The organism is Micromonospora sp. NBRC 110038, from assembly GCF_020884815.1.
In the GTDB taxonomy this organism is placed as follows: domain Bacteria; phylum Actinomycetota; class Actinomycetes; order Mycobacteriales; family Micromonosporaceae; genus Micromonospora; species Micromonospora haikouensis.
The window spans coordinates 695958-709646 of record NZ_BBOL01000002.1 but is presented as its reverse complement, the minus strand read 5'-3'; the positions used below and the strand labels follow the sequence as shown (position 1 = coordinate 709646).

The 13689-nt window shown below is 73.5% G+C and carries 11 protein-coding genes and 2 pseudogenes; 10 read left to right on the top strand and 3 right to left on the bottom strand.

The genetic code is table 11. The features are described from left to right. Nucleotides 1–7: 7 nt before the first annotated feature. The gene (gene hppD / locus LPU61_RS10905; protein ID WP_229404826.1) at nucleotides 8–1213 is read right to left on the bottom strand and encodes a 4-hydroxyphenylpyruvate dioxygenase; all 1206 of its coding nucleotides are present in this window, start codon (nucleotides 1211–1213) and stop codon (nucleotides 8–10) included. A 139-nt stretch (nucleotides 1214–1352) separates the two neighbouring features. On the opposite strand from hppD, the gene LPU61_RS10900 reads away from it, so the two are divergent. The 3 genes from LPU61_RS10900 to LPU61_RS10890 all read left to right on the top strand — a co-directional run bounded on the left by LPU61_RS10900 (nucleotide 1353) and on the right by LPU61_RS10890 (nucleotide 5211). After that, nucleotides 1353–1859 carry an Lrp/AsnC family transcriptional regulator gene (locus LPU61_RS10900; RefSeq protein ID WP_043965086.1) on the top strand — a complete coding sequence of 169 codons (507 nt, stop codon included), beginning with the start codon at nucleotides 1353–1355 and terminating at the stop codon, nucleotides 1857–1859. Between the two features lie 134 nt (nucleotides 1860–1993). Next, nucleotides 1994–3418 (top strand): PQQ-binding-like beta-propeller repeat protein, encoded by a 1425-nt coding sequence (locus tag LPU61_RS10895; protein ID WP_229404929.1) that lies wholly within the window; start codon nucleotides 1994–1996, stop codon nucleotides 3416–3418. A gap of 125 nt (nucleotides 3419–3543) precedes the next feature. Further along, entirely contained in the window at nucleotides 3544–5211 is a 1668-nt protein-coding gene (locus LPU61_RS10890) for a fumarate hydratase (protein ID WP_043965088.1), read from the top strand. Nucleotides 5212–5279: 68 nt separating this feature from the next. Here the strand turns inward: LPU61_RS10890 and LPU61_RS10885 are convergent, their stop codons facing one another. Then, complete coding sequence (locus LPU61_RS10885; protein ID WP_229404825.1) at nucleotides 5280–7637, bottom strand: hypothetical protein; 2358 nt, start codon at nucleotides 7635–7637, stop codon at nucleotides 5280–5282. A 193-nt stretch (nucleotides 7638–7830) separates the two neighbouring features. Here LPU61_RS10885 and LPU61_RS10880 point away from each other — a divergent pair, with 193 nt between their 5' ends. From LPU61_RS10880 to LPU61_RS10860, 5 genes and pseudogenes are all read left to right on the top strand, one after another. Beyond that, entirely contained in the window at nucleotides 7831–9240 is a 1410-nt protein-coding gene (locus LPU61_RS10880; RefSeq protein ID WP_229404824.1) for a class II fumarate hydratase, read from the top strand. A gap of 313 nt (nucleotides 9241–9553) precedes the next feature. Further along, the gene (locus LPU61_RS10875) at nucleotides 9554–9736 is read left to right on the top strand and encodes a DUF397 domain-containing protein (RefSeq protein WP_229404823.1); all 183 of its coding nucleotides are present in this window, start codon (nucleotides 9554–9556) and stop codon (nucleotides 9734–9736) included. A gap of 11 nt (nucleotides 9737–9747) precedes the next feature. Further along, nucleotides 9748–10134 carry a pyridoxamine 5'-phosphate oxidase family protein gene (locus tag LPU61_RS10870; RefSeq protein ID WP_228986989.1) on the top strand — a complete coding sequence of 129 codons (387 nt, stop codon included), beginning with the start codon at nucleotides 9748–9750 and terminating at the stop codon, nucleotides 10132–10134. Between the two features lie 38 nt (nucleotides 10135–10172). Then, a pseudogene (locus tag LPU61_RS10865) lies at nucleotides 10173–10523 on the top strand (GNAT family N-acetyltransferase); the annotation flags it as partial. 267 nt (nucleotides 10524–10790) lie between these two features. After that, nucleotides 10791–11087: pseudogene (locus LPU61_RS10860) on the top strand (GNAT family N-acetyltransferase); the annotation flags it as partial. Between the two features lie 120 nt (nucleotides 11088–11207). On the opposite strand, the gene LPU61_RS10855 reads toward LPU61_RS10860, so the two are convergent. Next, nucleotides 11208–11753: a CGNR zinc finger domain-containing protein gene (locus LPU61_RS10855; protein WP_043965103.1), complete on the bottom strand. Its 546-nt coding sequence runs from the start codon at nucleotides 11751–11753 to the stop codon at nucleotides 11208–11210. 76 nt (nucleotides 11754–11829) lie between these two features. Between LPU61_RS10855 and LPU61_RS10850 the strand changes: the two genes are divergently transcribed. Together LPU61_RS10850 and LPU61_RS10845 are read left to right on the top strand one after the other, a co-directional pair. Beyond that, a complete protein-coding gene (locus LPU61_RS10850) occupies nucleotides 11830–12801 on the top strand; it encodes a DMT family transporter (protein ID WP_229404822.1) in 972 nt (323 codons plus the stop codon). Between the two features lie 133 nt (nucleotides 12802–12934). After that, nucleotides 12935–13633, top strand: a complete 699-nt coding sequence (locus tag LPU61_RS10845) for an HAD family hydrolase (RefSeq protein WP_229404821.1) — start codon at nucleotides 12935–12937, stop codon at nucleotides 13631–13633. Nucleotides 13634–13689: the final 56 nt, after the last annotated feature.

Genomic DNA, 13689 nt, shown 5'->3' with positions numbered 1-13689 from the left:
CAGGTGACTACAGGTTGCCCCGCTTCTCCTGCTCCCGCTCGATCGCCTCGAACAGGGCCTTGAAGTTGCCCTTGCCGAAGCCGAGCGAGCCGTGCCGCTCGATCAGCTCGAAGAACACGGTCGGGCGGTCCTGCACCGGCTTGGTGAAGATCTGCAGCAGGTAGCCGTCCTCGTCCCGGTCGACCAGGATCTTGCGGGCCTTCAGCTCCTCGATCGGCACCCGTACCCGGCCGATCCGGGCGCGCAGCTCCGGGTCGTCGTAGTACGAGTCCGGGGTGTCCAGGAACTCGACGCCGGCCGCGCGCATCGCGTCGACGCTGGCCAGGATGTCGTTGGTGGCCACGGCGATGTGCTGGGCCCCCGGGCCCTGGTAGAACTCCAGGTACTCGTCGATCTGCGACTTCTTGCGGGCCACGGCCGGCTCGTTGAGCGGGAACTTGACCTTGCGGGTGCCGTTGGCGACGACCTTGCTCATCAGCGCCGAGTAGTCGGTGGCGATGTCGTCGCCGACGAACTCCGCCATGTTGGAGAAGCCCATCACCCGCTTGTAGAAGTCGACCCACTCGTCCATCCGGCCCAGCTCCACGTTGCCGACCACGTGGTCGACGGCCTGGAAGAAGCGCTTCGGCTGGAGGCCGGCGTCGATCATCGGCTGCCGGTCCACGATCGGGCCCCGGGCCACGAAGCCGGGCAGGAACGGCCCGGTGTAGCGGGACCGGTCGACCAGGGTGTGCCGGGTGTCGCCGTACGCGTCGATGACCGCGAACCGGACCGTGCCGTGCTCGTCGCTCAGGTCGGTGGGCGCGGTGCGGCCCGTCGCGCCTTGGGCGACGGCGTGGGCGTACGCGGCGTCGACGTCGGGCACCTCCAGCGCGATGTCCACCACGCCGTCGCTGTGCTTCGTCACGTGCTCCGCGCCCGGGGCGTCGGGGCGCACCGCGCCGGTCAGCACGAACCGGGCCGAACCGCTGGTCAGCACGTACTCGGCGTAGTCGCGGAAGCCCTGCTCCGGCCCCCGGTACGCCACGCAGGTCATGCCGAACGCCGTCGAGTAGTAGTGCGCCGCCTGCTTGGCGTTGCCGACCATGAAGTGGACGTAGTCGAGCGCCTTCACCGGGAACGGGTCGCGGCTGATGTCGTGGTCGACGGCGCCGACGAGCCGGTCGACGTCGATCTCCTCGGTGGGCTTGGGTCGGTCGATCGCCTGGGTCACGGTGGCCTCCCTCGCGTACCGGCCGGCCTCGTGGGCCGCCGTGGGCTGGTTGTCCAGGAAGCATCGCCGGAACGGATTCGGTTGGGCAACAGTCGCGGTTAGCCCTGGTCAGGTTGCGCATTCGGTATGGTGTCGACCCGTGACCGCTGTGCAGGATGTCCAGCTCGACGAGCTGGACGCGCGACTGATCGAACTCTTCGCCGAGGAACCCCGGATCGGGGTGCTGGAGTGCTCCCGGCGGCTCGGGGTGGCCCGGGGCACCGTCCAGGCCCGCCTCGACAAGCTCGTCGACCGGGGGGTGATCGGCGGTTTCGGGCCGGACATCTCCCCGGCCGCGATCGGCTTCGCGGTGACCAGCTTCGTCACCCTGGAGATCAGTCAGCGGCTCGGGCACGACCCGGTGACCGCCCACCTCGCGGCGATCCCCGAGGTGCTGGAGGCACACACCATCACCGGCTCCAGCGACCTGCTCTGCCGGATCGTCGCCCGCTCCAACGCCGACCTCCAGCGGGTGATCGACCAGATCGTGGCGTACGAGGGGATCCGGCGGGCGTCGACGATCATCGCGCTCGCCCAGCAGATCCCGTACCGGACGCTCCCCCTGGTCCGCTCCGCCGCCCGGGGAGAAGGAAGGGCCCCCTCCTAACGCCTTTGGTAGAGGAAGGGCCCCTTTTAACACGCCGGTCACCGAGAAAGCGGCGCGACACGGCCACGCGGGCGCTCGGGGCGGCGGTGATCGTCGTTACCGTGTCCGGTGTGGCGAAGGTGGGCGGCCTCAGGATGCGTGGCTGGTTCCTGCTCGGCCTCGTCACGGTGGTCGTCCTCGCCGTGGCCGGGGTGTGGAACCCGTGGCCGGGCGTGTGGGACTGGGTCGACCGCAGCGAGCCCATCTCCGAGCCCGACGTCATCTGGCAGCAGCGCGTCGGCGGCACCCCGAAGAGCGTCACCATCGCCGGCGACACCGTGATCGTCGAGCAGCGCACCCGGGTCGAGGCGCGCAGCCTCGCCACCGGCGCGCAGCTGTGGGACCGCAAGGCCGACTGGGCCGCCGTGGCCGGCGGGGACCGCGACCCCGTCGTCGCCGTGGGCAAGCTCCTGGTCAAGGGGTACGAGGTGCTCGACCCCACCACCGGCGCGACCCGCCGCCGCGACGGCGACGCGGTGGCCGTGTGGACGTACCGGAACCTGCTGCTCGACGCCCACTGCGTCGAGGCGACCGACTGCACGCTCAGCGCCTGGGACCCGCGCGGCACCGCGCCGCTGTGGACGGCGTTCCTGCCCGGCGTCAGCACCGGCCTCTTCGCCGACAACCCCGACCTGCTCGGCACCCGCCGGCTCACCGCCAACCGGATCGACGCCGGGGCGGCCGGGCCGGAGCCGGTGCCGCCGCTGCTCGGCTTCCCCGTCGACGGCCGGGTGCACGTGGTGGACACCGCCACCGGCCGGGTGCTCCAGAACGTCGAGCCGGGCCGCGACGAGCGGCTCGCCGTGGTCGGCGGCCGGATGCTGCGGATCAGCGCGGTCGGCCGGGACGGCGCGTGCGCGTTCACCCTCACCGCGCACGACCCGACCACCGGCAAGCAGGTGTGGCGGCGCACCGGGATCAACCTGCGCACCGCCGACAGCGCCGGCTGCGTGCAGCGGGAGGACCCGCAGGGCGCGCGGAACGTGCTGATCGGCGTGGCCCCGGATGGCCGCGAGGCGGTCATCGACGGGTACGACGGGCGGCTGCTCCAGGTCAACGACGAGGGGCAGAAGCTGATCGCCGTGGACGACCGGTACGCGCTGCTGCGCACCGCCGACAAGCGCTCCATCGTCGCCCGGGAGCTGGGCGCGGACCGCACCCGGTGGACCCGGCCCACCGGCGAGAAGAACGGCGCGACGCTCACCCCGTACGCGGCGGTGCTCACGCAGGAGAAGCCGAACCGGCTGATCGCGCTGGACCCGCGTACCGGAAAGGAGCTGTTGGTGCTGCGGACCTCGGCCAACGCCCTGGCCGTGGGCCCGGCGGGCATGGTCATCGGCGAGGGCCGCGAGATCGGGTACGTCCGCTTCGGCGCGGGCGGCAGCGGGACCGCGCCCGGCGGCGACGCCGGGGTGCCCGGCCCCGGCAGCAGCGGCGGCGACCCCGGCGGCGACGCGCCGGGCAGCGGCGACGGGCCGGCCGACGAGGACCGCTGCGGCCCGAAGCGTGAGCTGTGCTGAGCGCCCGGCGAACGTGGCGCTGAGCGCCGCCCGGCGGGGCCGCCGAGAGCGGTGTGGAGAGCGAGGTCCCTTCAGGCACCCGTCGGGTGCGAGCGATCGACCGGTCTGCCCTAGGCTTTCCGCTCATGAGCAGTGCCGCCGCGTTCTCCTACGCTCCCTTGCTGCCGACCGGTGCCGACCAGACCGAGTATCGCCTGGTCACCGACGAGGGTGTCGACGTCGTCAACGGTCCGGGCGGGCGCCGGTTCCTCACCGTGGAGCCGGCCGCGCTGACCGCGCTGACCGCCGAGGCGATGCACGACATCGCCCACTTCCTGCGCCCCGCCCACCTGGCCCAGCTCCGGGCGATCATCGACGACCCGGCGGCCTCGCCGAACGACCGGTTCGTCGCGCTGGACCTGCTGCGCAACGCGAACATCGCGGCCGGCGGGGTGCTGCCGATGTGCCAGGACACCGGCACCGCCATCGTGATGGGCAAGCGCGGCCGGCACGTGCTCACCGACGGCGGCGACGCGGAGGCGATCTCCCGGGGCGTCTACCAGGCGTACACGAAGCTCAACCTGCGCTACTCGCAGCTCGCCCCGCTGACGATGTGGGAGGAGCGCAACACGGGCAGCAACCTGCCGGCGCAGGTGGAGCTCTACGCCGAGGACCCGGACGGGCACCCCGACGCGTACAAGTTCCTGTTCATGGCCAAGGGCGGCGGGTCGGCCAACAAGTCGTACCTCTACCAGGAGACCAAGGCGCTGCTGAACCCGACGCGGATGATGCAGTTCCTGGAGGAGAAGCTGCGGCTCATCGGCACCGCCGCCTGCCCGCCGTACCACCTGGCGATCGTCATCGGCGGCACCAGCGCCGAGTACGCCCTCAAGACCGCCAAGTACGCCTCCGCCAAATACCTGGACGCCCTGCCGACGCAGGGCTCGATGACCGCGCACGGCTTCCGCGACCTGGAGCTGGAGGCGGAGGTGCTGGAGCTGACCCGCAACTTCGGCATCGGGGCGCAGTTCGGCGGGCGCTACTTCTGCCACGACGTGCGGGTCGTCCGGCTGCCCCGGCACGGCGCGTCGTGCCCGGTGGCGATCGCCGTGTCCTGCTCCGCCGACCGGCAGGCCGTCGCCAAGATCACCCCGTCGGGCGTGTGGCTGGAGCGCCTCGAAACCGACCCGGCGCGCTACCTGCCCGACGTCACCGACGAGACCCTCGACGCCGAGCAGGTGGTGCGCGTCGACCTCAACCGGCCGATGGCCGAGATCCGCGCCGAGCTGTCGAAGTACCCGGTGAAGACCCGGCTGTCGCTGACCGGCCCGCTCGTCGTCGCCCGGGACATCGCGCACGCCAAGATCGCCGAGCGCCTCGACGCGGGCGAGCCGATGCCGCAGTACCTGCGCGACCACGCCGTCTACTACGCCGGCCCGGCCAAGACCCCCGAGGGGTACGCCTCCGGCTCGTTCGGCCCGACCACCGCCGGCCGGATGGACGCGTACGTGGAGAAGTTCCAGGCGGCCGGCGGCTCGATGGTGATGCTCGCCAAGGGCAACCGGTCCGCCCAGGTGACCCGCTCCTGCCAGCAGCACGGCGGCTTCTACCTCGGCTCCATCGGCGGCCCCGCTGCCCGCCTCGCCCAGGACTGCATCCGGCACGTCGAGGTCCTCGAATACGCGGAGCTGGGCATGGAGGCGGTCTGGAAGATCGAGGTGGAGGACTTCCCGGCCTTCATCGTCGTCGACGACAAGGGCAACGACTTCTTCGCCGAGGTCACCAAGCCGGTCCTCACCGTCGGCCGCCGCTGACCGTCCCCGGGAGACGTGAAGGGGGCACCGGGCCTGCGCCTGGTGCCCCCTTCGACCTATCCGTCGGATCAGCTCGGGTCGATGAAGATGTTGTAGTACGCCGGGCCGGAGACGACCCCCGCCGCCGTGCGGCTGCGCACCGTCAGGCTGTGGCCGTACGGCGAGTCCGCCGCCCAGCTCACCCGGGCCGTGCCATCCGCGCCGGCCGCGACGGTGGCCTCCGCCCCGTCGTCGAACGAGTACACGAACTCCGTGGTGCCCGGCAGCTGGGCGGTGAGCACGAACTCGCCGGTCTGCCCGACCACGGCACCGCCCTGCCAGCCGAACACGTCCGAGGTGACCAGCGGGCTCTGCGGATCGACCCGGAACGAGTAGTACTGCGCGTCCGTGGTCACCCCGGCGGCCGTCCGCGCCCGCACCCGCAGCTCGACCCAGCCGCCGTACTCGTTGTCGTACGCCGACGGCGTCCACTCGACGCTGGCGGTGCCGTCCGCGTTCGCCGCCACCGTCCGCTCCGGCTCGTCGCGGAACTGGTAGACGTACGAGGTGACGCCGGTGACCGAGGGGTGCGGGGCGAAGGTGAAGGTGCCCGGCACGCCCGGCCCGCCGCCGGTCGTGTTGCGCGGGTACGCCTCGGACGCCACGGTCGGCGCGACCGAGGCGGGGTAGAACGCCAGGCCGATCGGCTCGGACTCCACCCCGGCGCTGGTCCGGCTGAACACCTCGATCGTGTGGTACCCGGCGTCGGCCGGCGTGTACGAGACGGTCGCCCTGCCGTCCGCGCCCGCCCGGACGGTCCGCTCGTCGCCACGGTCGAACGCGTAGACGTACTCGGTGACGTCGGCCATCGCCGGGGCGAACGTGAAGCTGCCCTCGGTGCCGGCCGGCGCGCCCGGCGTCCCGTCGAACGGCCAGTCCTCCGAGGTGACGAACGGGGCGGTGCGCACGGAGAACGGGTATCCGGCGTCGCCGGAGAGCACGCCGTCGCGGGTGCGGCTGCGCACGTGCAGCGTGTTGTCGACCGCCGTCGGGGTGACGGTCACCGTGGCCGCCCCGGCGGCGTCCGCCGCCACGGTCCGCTCGGTGCCGCCGTTGAGCGACCACACGTACTCGACCACGTCGGTCATGTTCGGCGCGAACGTGAACTCGCGCGGCTGCCCGAGCCAGCCGTCGGGGTTGCCGTCGGTGACCGTCGGCGCGGTGTTGCGCACCCAGAACTCGTACCGGGTCTGCGGCGAGCGGTTGCCCGTGCGGTCCACGGCCTGCACGTTGAGCCAGTCCGGGCCGTACTCGTCGGGGGCGTAGCTGACCGTGGCGGTGCCGCCGGGGCCGGCGGCGACGTAGGTGGTGAGGCCCGAGCGGCCGTACCAGAATCCGACGACGTCGTCGGCGGCGCTGGTGAAGGTGAAGTCACCGGCGATCCCCGGGCCGCCGTGGCCGGGGAAGCTCCGGTCGGACGGGTAGTCGGTGGAGACCACCGTGGGCGCGGGCGGGCGGGTGGTGTCGACGGTGAAGCGGCACTCCGGCGACCAGGCGGAGGCGGCGCGCTCGTCGGCGGCGCGGACCGCGAAGGCGTACGTGCCGCCGTCGACCAGCAGGCCGCCGGGCACCGTGTACTGGATCGTGGCCGGGGCGTACCAGGCGGAGGAGGTCCACTCGGTGCGCTCGGCGGGGCGGTCCACCGGCCACCAGGCGAAGGTGGCCTGCACCCGGTCCCCGGCGTACGGCTCCAGCTTGTCCGGGTCGGTCACCTCGGCGGTGAGGACCGGCGTGGTGGTGCCGACCAGCAGCCCGTCGGCGCAGGCCCGGCCCGCGACGGTCAGCTTGCCCGGCACGTCGGGCGCGGCGTTGGCCTCCAGCGAGACGCCCGGCTTCTTCATCCGTCGCCCGAAGTGCTTGTTGCCCTCGTCGTCGCCGGCGATCCGGGCCATCAGGGTGAGCGAGTCGCGGCCGTCGGCGACGGCCTGCCGGAACACCTCGGTGACGCCCAGCTCCAGGTAGCCGGCCGGGCAGGGCGCGGTGGGACCGACGTCGCCGACCTTCTCGCGTACGGCGGGTGCGGTGTTCCAGGTGGGCGGGGCGGCCGGGGTGTCGGTGCGCCACAGCTCCAGCTCGCGCGGCTTCGTGCAGTCGGCGACCGTCGACTCCCCGGTGACGACCTGGGCGGTGATGATCTCCTTGCCCCGGTACGGGGTGAGGTCGAAGGTGAAGTAGGCCCGCGAGGTGTGCTTCACCCCGTCGGCCTGCCACGTGCCGACGGGCACGTCGGCGGCGGTGGTGGGGAAGGCGAGGGCGGGCTGCCGGGCGTCGGTGTAGCTGACGCTGGTGGGCAGGACGTACCGGGTCACGCCGGCACTGGCCGGCGCGGCGGTCACGGCCAGCGCGCCGGAGGCGGCGAGCAGGCCGGCGAGGCCGATGGTGGTCACGCGGCGCGGTGTGCGCCGCGGGCGTCCGGGACGAACGCCGGTGGAACCCCCGTTGAACTGCACGTCAGGCCCTTTCGTGGAAGGCAACGATTCCATGATCTTAATTACGTGACTGGCTCCGCGCCTTCGACTTTCGGCCCGCCCGTCCGCCTGGGCGGGCGATCATCTGCGGGGCGGCGACGGCCGGGGCAGGATGGTATGCGTGACGACTCCAGAGGCAGCGGGCTACCGGATCGAACGCGACTCGATGGGCGAGGTGGAGGTGCCCGCCGAGGCGCTGTGGCGGGCGCAGACCCAGCGCGCGGTGCAGAACTTCCCGATCTCCGGCCGGGGCATCGAGCCGGCGCAGATCAAGGCCCTGGCCCAGATCAAGGGCGCGGCGGCGCAGGTCAACGGCGAGCTGGGCGTGATCGACGCGGAGGTGGCCGCCGCGATCGCCACCGCCGCCGCACACGTGGCCGACGGCGGCTACGACGACCAGTTCCCCATCGACGTGTTCCAGACCGGCTCGGGGACCTCGTCCAACATGAACACGAACGAGGTCATCGCCACCCTGGCCAGCCGGGAGCTGGGCCGGGACGTGCACCCGAACGACGACGTCAACGCCTCGCAGTCCAGCAACGACGTCTTCCCGTCGTCCATCCACCTGGCGGCGACGCAGTTCATCGTCGAGGACCTGATCCCGTCCCTGACCCACCTCGCCGGTGCGCTGGAGACCAAGTCGGCCGAGTTCGAGACCGTGGTCAAGGCCGGCCGCACCCACCTGATGGACGCCACGCCCGTCACCCTCGGCCAGGAGTTCGGCGGGTACGCCGCCCAGGTCCGCTACGGCGTCGAGCGGCTGGAGACGGCGCTGCCCCGGCTGGCCGAGCTGCCGCTGGGCGGCACCGCCGTCGGCACCGGCATCAACACGCCGCTCGGCTTCGCTGCGGCCGTGATCGCCAAGCTGCGCGAGTCCACCGGCCTGCCCCTGAGCGAGGCGCGCAACCACTTCGAGGCGCAGGGCGCACGGGACGCGCTGGTGGAGACGTCCGGGCAGCTCCGCACCATCGCCGTCGGCCTCTACAAGATCGCCAACGACATCCGGTGGATGGGCTCCGGCCCCCGGGCCGGCCTGCGCGAGCTGCGCATCCCCGACCTCCAGCCCGGCTCGTCGATCATGCCGGGCAAGGTGAACCCGGTGGTCGCCGAGGCCGTGCGGCAGGTCTGCGCCCAGGTGATCGGCAACGACGCGGCGGTCGGCTTCGCCGGGTCGCAGGGCGACTTCGAGCTGAACGTCATGCTCCCGGTGATGGCCCGCAACCTGCTGGAATCCATCAAGCTGCTGGCCGCGTCGAGCCGCCTGCTCGCCGACCGCTGCGTGGCCGGCCTGGTCGCGAACGCCGACGTCTGTCTCGCGTACGCCGAGGGCTCGCCGTCGATCGTCACCCCCCTCAACCGCCACCTCGGGTACGACGAGGCCGCCTCGATCGCCAAGGAGGCGCTGGCCAAGGAGATGGCGATCCGGGACGTGGTGATCGCCCGGGGGCACGTGGCCAACGGCAAGCTCACCGCCGAGCAGCTCGACGAGGCCCTCGACCTGCTCCGGATGACCCACCCCTGACGCTCGCCCGTCGGATCACGCCCGGTCCGCGTGCCCAGCCGTGCGCGTACTCCCTGCGGGGCGTGAGCCGGGCGACCGCGTACGGCCGGGGCGCGGCGCAGGCCCGGCGCAGCCGGAGCGGCCGAAGCGCCGCGTGCGGGGACGATCGGACGGCGAGCCAGGAAGTCCTCTACGGAGACCGCCAGCCCCGGGTCGTCGCGGTGGCCGACGAGCCCGAGAATCTGCGTCGTCTCCAGCGAGCCGGGGAAGCTACCCTCGGCGCGGCGTTGCCCCCGCAGGAGTCGATCGATCGGTTGAGGGAAGTGGCGGAGTCATGGAGTTGATGGGTGCCCATTGGCGGAAGAGCAGCCGCAGCGGGTCGAACGACCAGTGTGTGGAGGTGGCGACGGATCTTCCCGGGGTGGTCGGGGTGCGGGACAGCAAGGACCGTTCGGGGCCGGTGCTGACCATCGACGCGCACGCGTGGCGGGCCTTCGTCGCGGCGGTCCCCCGCTGACCGGCCACACGGTGCCCGGACCGGAGGTCCTGGACCGCCTCGCCCAGGAGCGGATCGTCTGGCTGTGCACGGTGCGGCCGAACGGTTCGCCGCACGTCACGCCGGTCTGGTTCCTGTTCCGAGGCGACGAGTGGTGGATCTGGACACAGGAGCGGAACCGCAAGGTCCGTAACATCGTCGTCGATCCCCGGGTGTCGCTGGCGCTGCCTGACGGCAAGTTCCCGGTCGTCGCCGAGGGCGCGGCCGTGATCGTGCGCCAGCCGTTCCCCGAGTGGGTCGACGACGGGTTCCGCCGCAAGTACGACTGGGACGTCACCGCCCCGGCCGGGCCCGCCGGGGAGAACGTCTTGATCCGGGTCCCCGTCACCCGCTGGCTGATGGCCGGCAGTGCCTCGTGACCGCCGGTCGGCCGGTTGATCGACTTCATGTCGGCGACATGGCGGTATCCGGCGGGTCGGGATACCGCCACCCGCCCGACATGATCTTCAGCGTGAAGGGGGTGACGGGGGTGACGGGGGTCGACGGGTCCCGGGCGGTCCTGCTGGAGACGGGGCGGCTGCGGCTGCGCCGGTTCACGGAGGCCGATGCCGACGCCCTGACGGAGCTGGACTCGGACCCGGAGGTCATGCGCTACCTGACCGGTGGCCAGCCGACCCCGGCCGACGTGGTCCGGGGCGAGCTGCTGCCCCGCCTCCTGGCCGGGTACGACCGGTGCCCCGGCCTGGGCCGGTGGGCCGCCGTCGACCGGGCGACGGAGACATTCCTGGGCTGGTTCGCCCTGGACGCCCCGGCGGCGGAGCCCTCGCCCGGGGCCGCCGCCCCGCAGGCAGGCGTGCGGCCCGAGGCAGGTCCCCCGGCGGCGGAGCCCGTGCCCGGGGCCGCCCCGCAGGCAGGCCTGTGGCCCGGGGCGGGTGCCTCGAGAGCGGAGCCCGTGCCCGGGGCGGATGCCCCGCATGCAGGCCCCCTGCCCGGGCCGGCAGCGGGGGCAGCACCACCGGCGGCTGCACCACCGGCTGGGGCGCAACCGGCGGGGGCGCAACCGGCGGCGGTACCACCGGGGACGCAGGCCGAGTTGGGGTACCGGCTGCGGCGGGCGGCGTGGGGGCGCGGCCTGGCCACCGAGGGGTCCCGTGCCCTGCTCCGGTACGCGTTCGCCACCGTCGGCCTGGCCCGGGTGTGGGCGCAGACGATGGCGGTCAACACGCCCTCCCGCCGGGTGATGGAGAAGGCCGGACTGCGGTACGTGCGCACGTTCCACCTCGACTGGGACGACCCGATCGAGGGCACCGAGCACGGCGAGGTCGAGTACGAGCTGCTCCGCGCGGAGTGGGCGGCGCGCGAGGCCGGTTGATCGACGTCATGTCGGGCAGGTGGCGGTATCCGGCGGGTCGGGATACCACCACCCGCCCGACATGATGTTCAGCCCAGCGGGGATACCGCCACGTCGCCGACATGGCGGCGCGGCCCCGGGTCAGGACCGGGCGGCGGCCCGGCGGGCCCGGTAGGCGGTGACCGCCGCTCGGTTGCCGCACCCGGCGTCGCAGTATCGGCGGGACCGGTTCTTGGACAGGTCGACCAGCACGTTGTCGCAGTCCGGATGGTCGCACACGCGCAGCCGGCTCAGCTCGTCTCCGCGTACCAGGTCGGCGAGGGCCATCGCGGCCTCGACGGCCATCCGGGTGGGCAGCGGCGCGTCCCTGGGCACGGCGTGCAGGTGGTACGGCTCGTCGTCGTGGCGGATGAGCTGCGGCAGCGCCCCGGCGTCGCGCAGCAGCGCGTTGACGGTGGTGACGACCTCGTCGGTGTCGGCGTACCAGATCCGGCGCAGCCGGAGGCGCAGGTCCCGGACGGCCCGCAGCTCCGCCTCGGTGCGTTCGTGCCGGCCGGTCCAGCCGTGCGTGGCGAGGAACGCGTCCAGGGCCGCCACGTCGGGCAGCGCCTCGCCGTGGCTGCCCCCGGTGTTGACCAGCGCGGCGGCGGCGATCAGCGCGGGCTCGGTGTCATGGGCGAAAAGCAACTTGACTCCTGTCGGCCGACCGACCTAGCGTCATGAGCATAAAGCTACTTGACTCATGACGTCCCGAGGAGAGTCGATGCGTCAACGACCCACCGGCGTCGGTCTCGGCCTGGCGCTGCTGTCGGCCGTCACCTTCGCCACCTCGGGCACCTTCGCCCGTTCGCTGATCGAGGCCGGGTGGTCCGCGGAGGCCGTGGTGATCGCCCGGGTCGGCAGCGCGGCCGCCGTCCTCGCGGTGCCGGCGGTGCTGGCCCTGCGCGGCCGGTGGGACGTGCTGCGGCGCAACCTCGCCTCCGTGGGCGCGTTCGGGCTGCTCGCCGTCGCCCTGGCGCAGGCGTGCTTCTTCAACGCCGTGCGCTACCTCCCGGTCGGGGTGGCGCTGCTGCTGGAATACCTGGGCATCATCCTCGTGGTCGGCTGGATGTGGGCGGTCCACGGGCAGCGCCCGCGCCGGCTGACCGTGGCCGGGTCGGTGGCCGCGCTCGCCGGCCTCCCCGCCGTGCTGGACGTGACCGGCGGCGGTCGCCTCGACCCGGCCGGCGTGCTCTGGGGGCTGGGCGCGGCCGTCGGCCTCGCCGGCTACTTCGTGATCGCCGGGCGACTCGACGACGGCCTGCCGTCGGTGGCGATGGCCAGCGCCGGCATGGGCGTCGGTGCGGCGGCCCTGCTCGTGCTCGGCCTCGCCGGGGCGCTGCCGCTGCGGGCCACCTTCGGCGAGGTGACCTTCGCGGGGCAGCGCACGAGCTGGCTGGTGCCCATCGCCGGCCTCTCGCTGGTCGCGGCGGTCGTCGCGTACCTGACCGGGATCGCGGCGGCCCGGATCCTCGGGGCCCGGCTGTCGTCGTTCGTCGGGCTGACCGAGGTCATGTTCGCGGTGCTCGTCGCCTGGCTGGTGCTGGGCGAGCTGCCGACCGTGGTGCAGCTGCTCGGCGGCGCCCTGATCGTCGCCGGGGTCGCCCTGGTCCGCGTCGACGAACTGCGTGAGGCGCGGGCCCTCGGCCGGTCGCCCGCCCGCCCCGCCGAACCCGCCCTCGCGGCCGAGGCATGACCATCCGCCATCGCGCCGTCCGGGCCGGCAGCCGGCACCCGGTCGGGGTCGGCCGGGCCCGTGCCGGCGCGCCCAGCTCGGGGGAACAGGGCCGACGTGGCCCGGGAGCCGGCTCGGTGGCACCCTTGCCGGCATGCTGACCCACGTCGTGTTCGACGCCGACGAGACCCTGCTCGACCTGCGCCCGGCGGTCACCGGCGGGCTGGAGGCCGTACTCGAGGAGATGCGGCGGCTGACCCCGGCGGCGGCCGAGGTCACCCTCGCGGACCTGGAGTCGGACTGGGGTGCGGTCTTCGGGGCGTTGAGCGCCGCGCCGGTCAACGAGATCCGGCGGGCCGCGCTGGCCCGGTCGCTGGCCCGGGCCGGCCTCGACGCACACCTCGACGACCTCGCGGCGCTCTTCTTCGCCCGGCGCTTCGCGCTCACCCGGCCGTTCCCCGACGCGCTGCCCGCGCTCGCCGCCCTGCGCCCGCGCTACACCCTGGGTTACGCCACCAACGGCAACAGCCGCGCCGAACGCTGCGGGCTCACCGGCGAGTTCACCTTCGAGGTGTACGCGCACGAGAACGGCCTGCCGAAGAAGCCCGCCCCCGAGTTCTTCGCCGCCGTGGTCGAGGCCGCCGGGGTGCCCCCGCGTCAGATCGTGTACGTCGGCGACTCGCCGAGCCACGACGTCGTCGCGCCGCTGCGGGCCGGGATGCGGGCGGTGTGGCTCAACCGGGGTGGGCTGCCCCGCCCGGAGGGCGTGCCGGCCGACGCGGAGGTGTCCACGCTGGCCGCCCTGCCGGACGTGCTCGACCGGTACGCCCGGGTCGAACTGAGCGGCGCGTAGGCCGCCCGGCCGGCGGGCCGCGAGCCCGCCCCGCCGGCCGGCCCGTCGGCGCTGGA

What these genes read in the sequence shown, in the direction of transcription:
- LPU61_RS10880 (WP_229404824.1), top strand. Translation starts at nt 7,831, where the DNA reads ATGGTATGCGTGACGACTCCAGAGGCAGCGGGCTACCGGATCGAACGC.
- LPU61_RS10845 (WP_229404821.1), top strand. Translation starts at nt 12,935, where the DNA reads ATGCTGACCCACGTCGTGTTCGACGCCGACGAGACCCTGCTCGACCTG.
- LPU61_RS10895 (WP_229404929.1), top strand. Translation starts at nt 1,994, where the DNA reads ATGCGTGGCTGGTTCCTGCTCGGCCTCGTCACGGTGGTCGTCCTCGCC.
- LPU61_RS10850 (WP_229404822.1), top strand. Translation starts at nt 11,830, where the DNA reads ATGCGTCAACGACCCACCGGCGTCGGTCTCGGCCTGGCGCTGCTGTCG.
- LPU61_RS10875 (WP_229404823.1), top strand. Translation starts at nt 9,554, where the DNA reads ATGGAGTTGATGGGTGCCCATTGGCGGAAGAGCAGCCGCAGCGGGTCG.
- LPU61_RS10890 (WP_043965088.1), top strand. Translation starts at nt 3,544, where the DNA reads ATGAGCAGTGCCGCCGCGTTCTCCTACGCTCCCTTGCTGCCGACCGGT.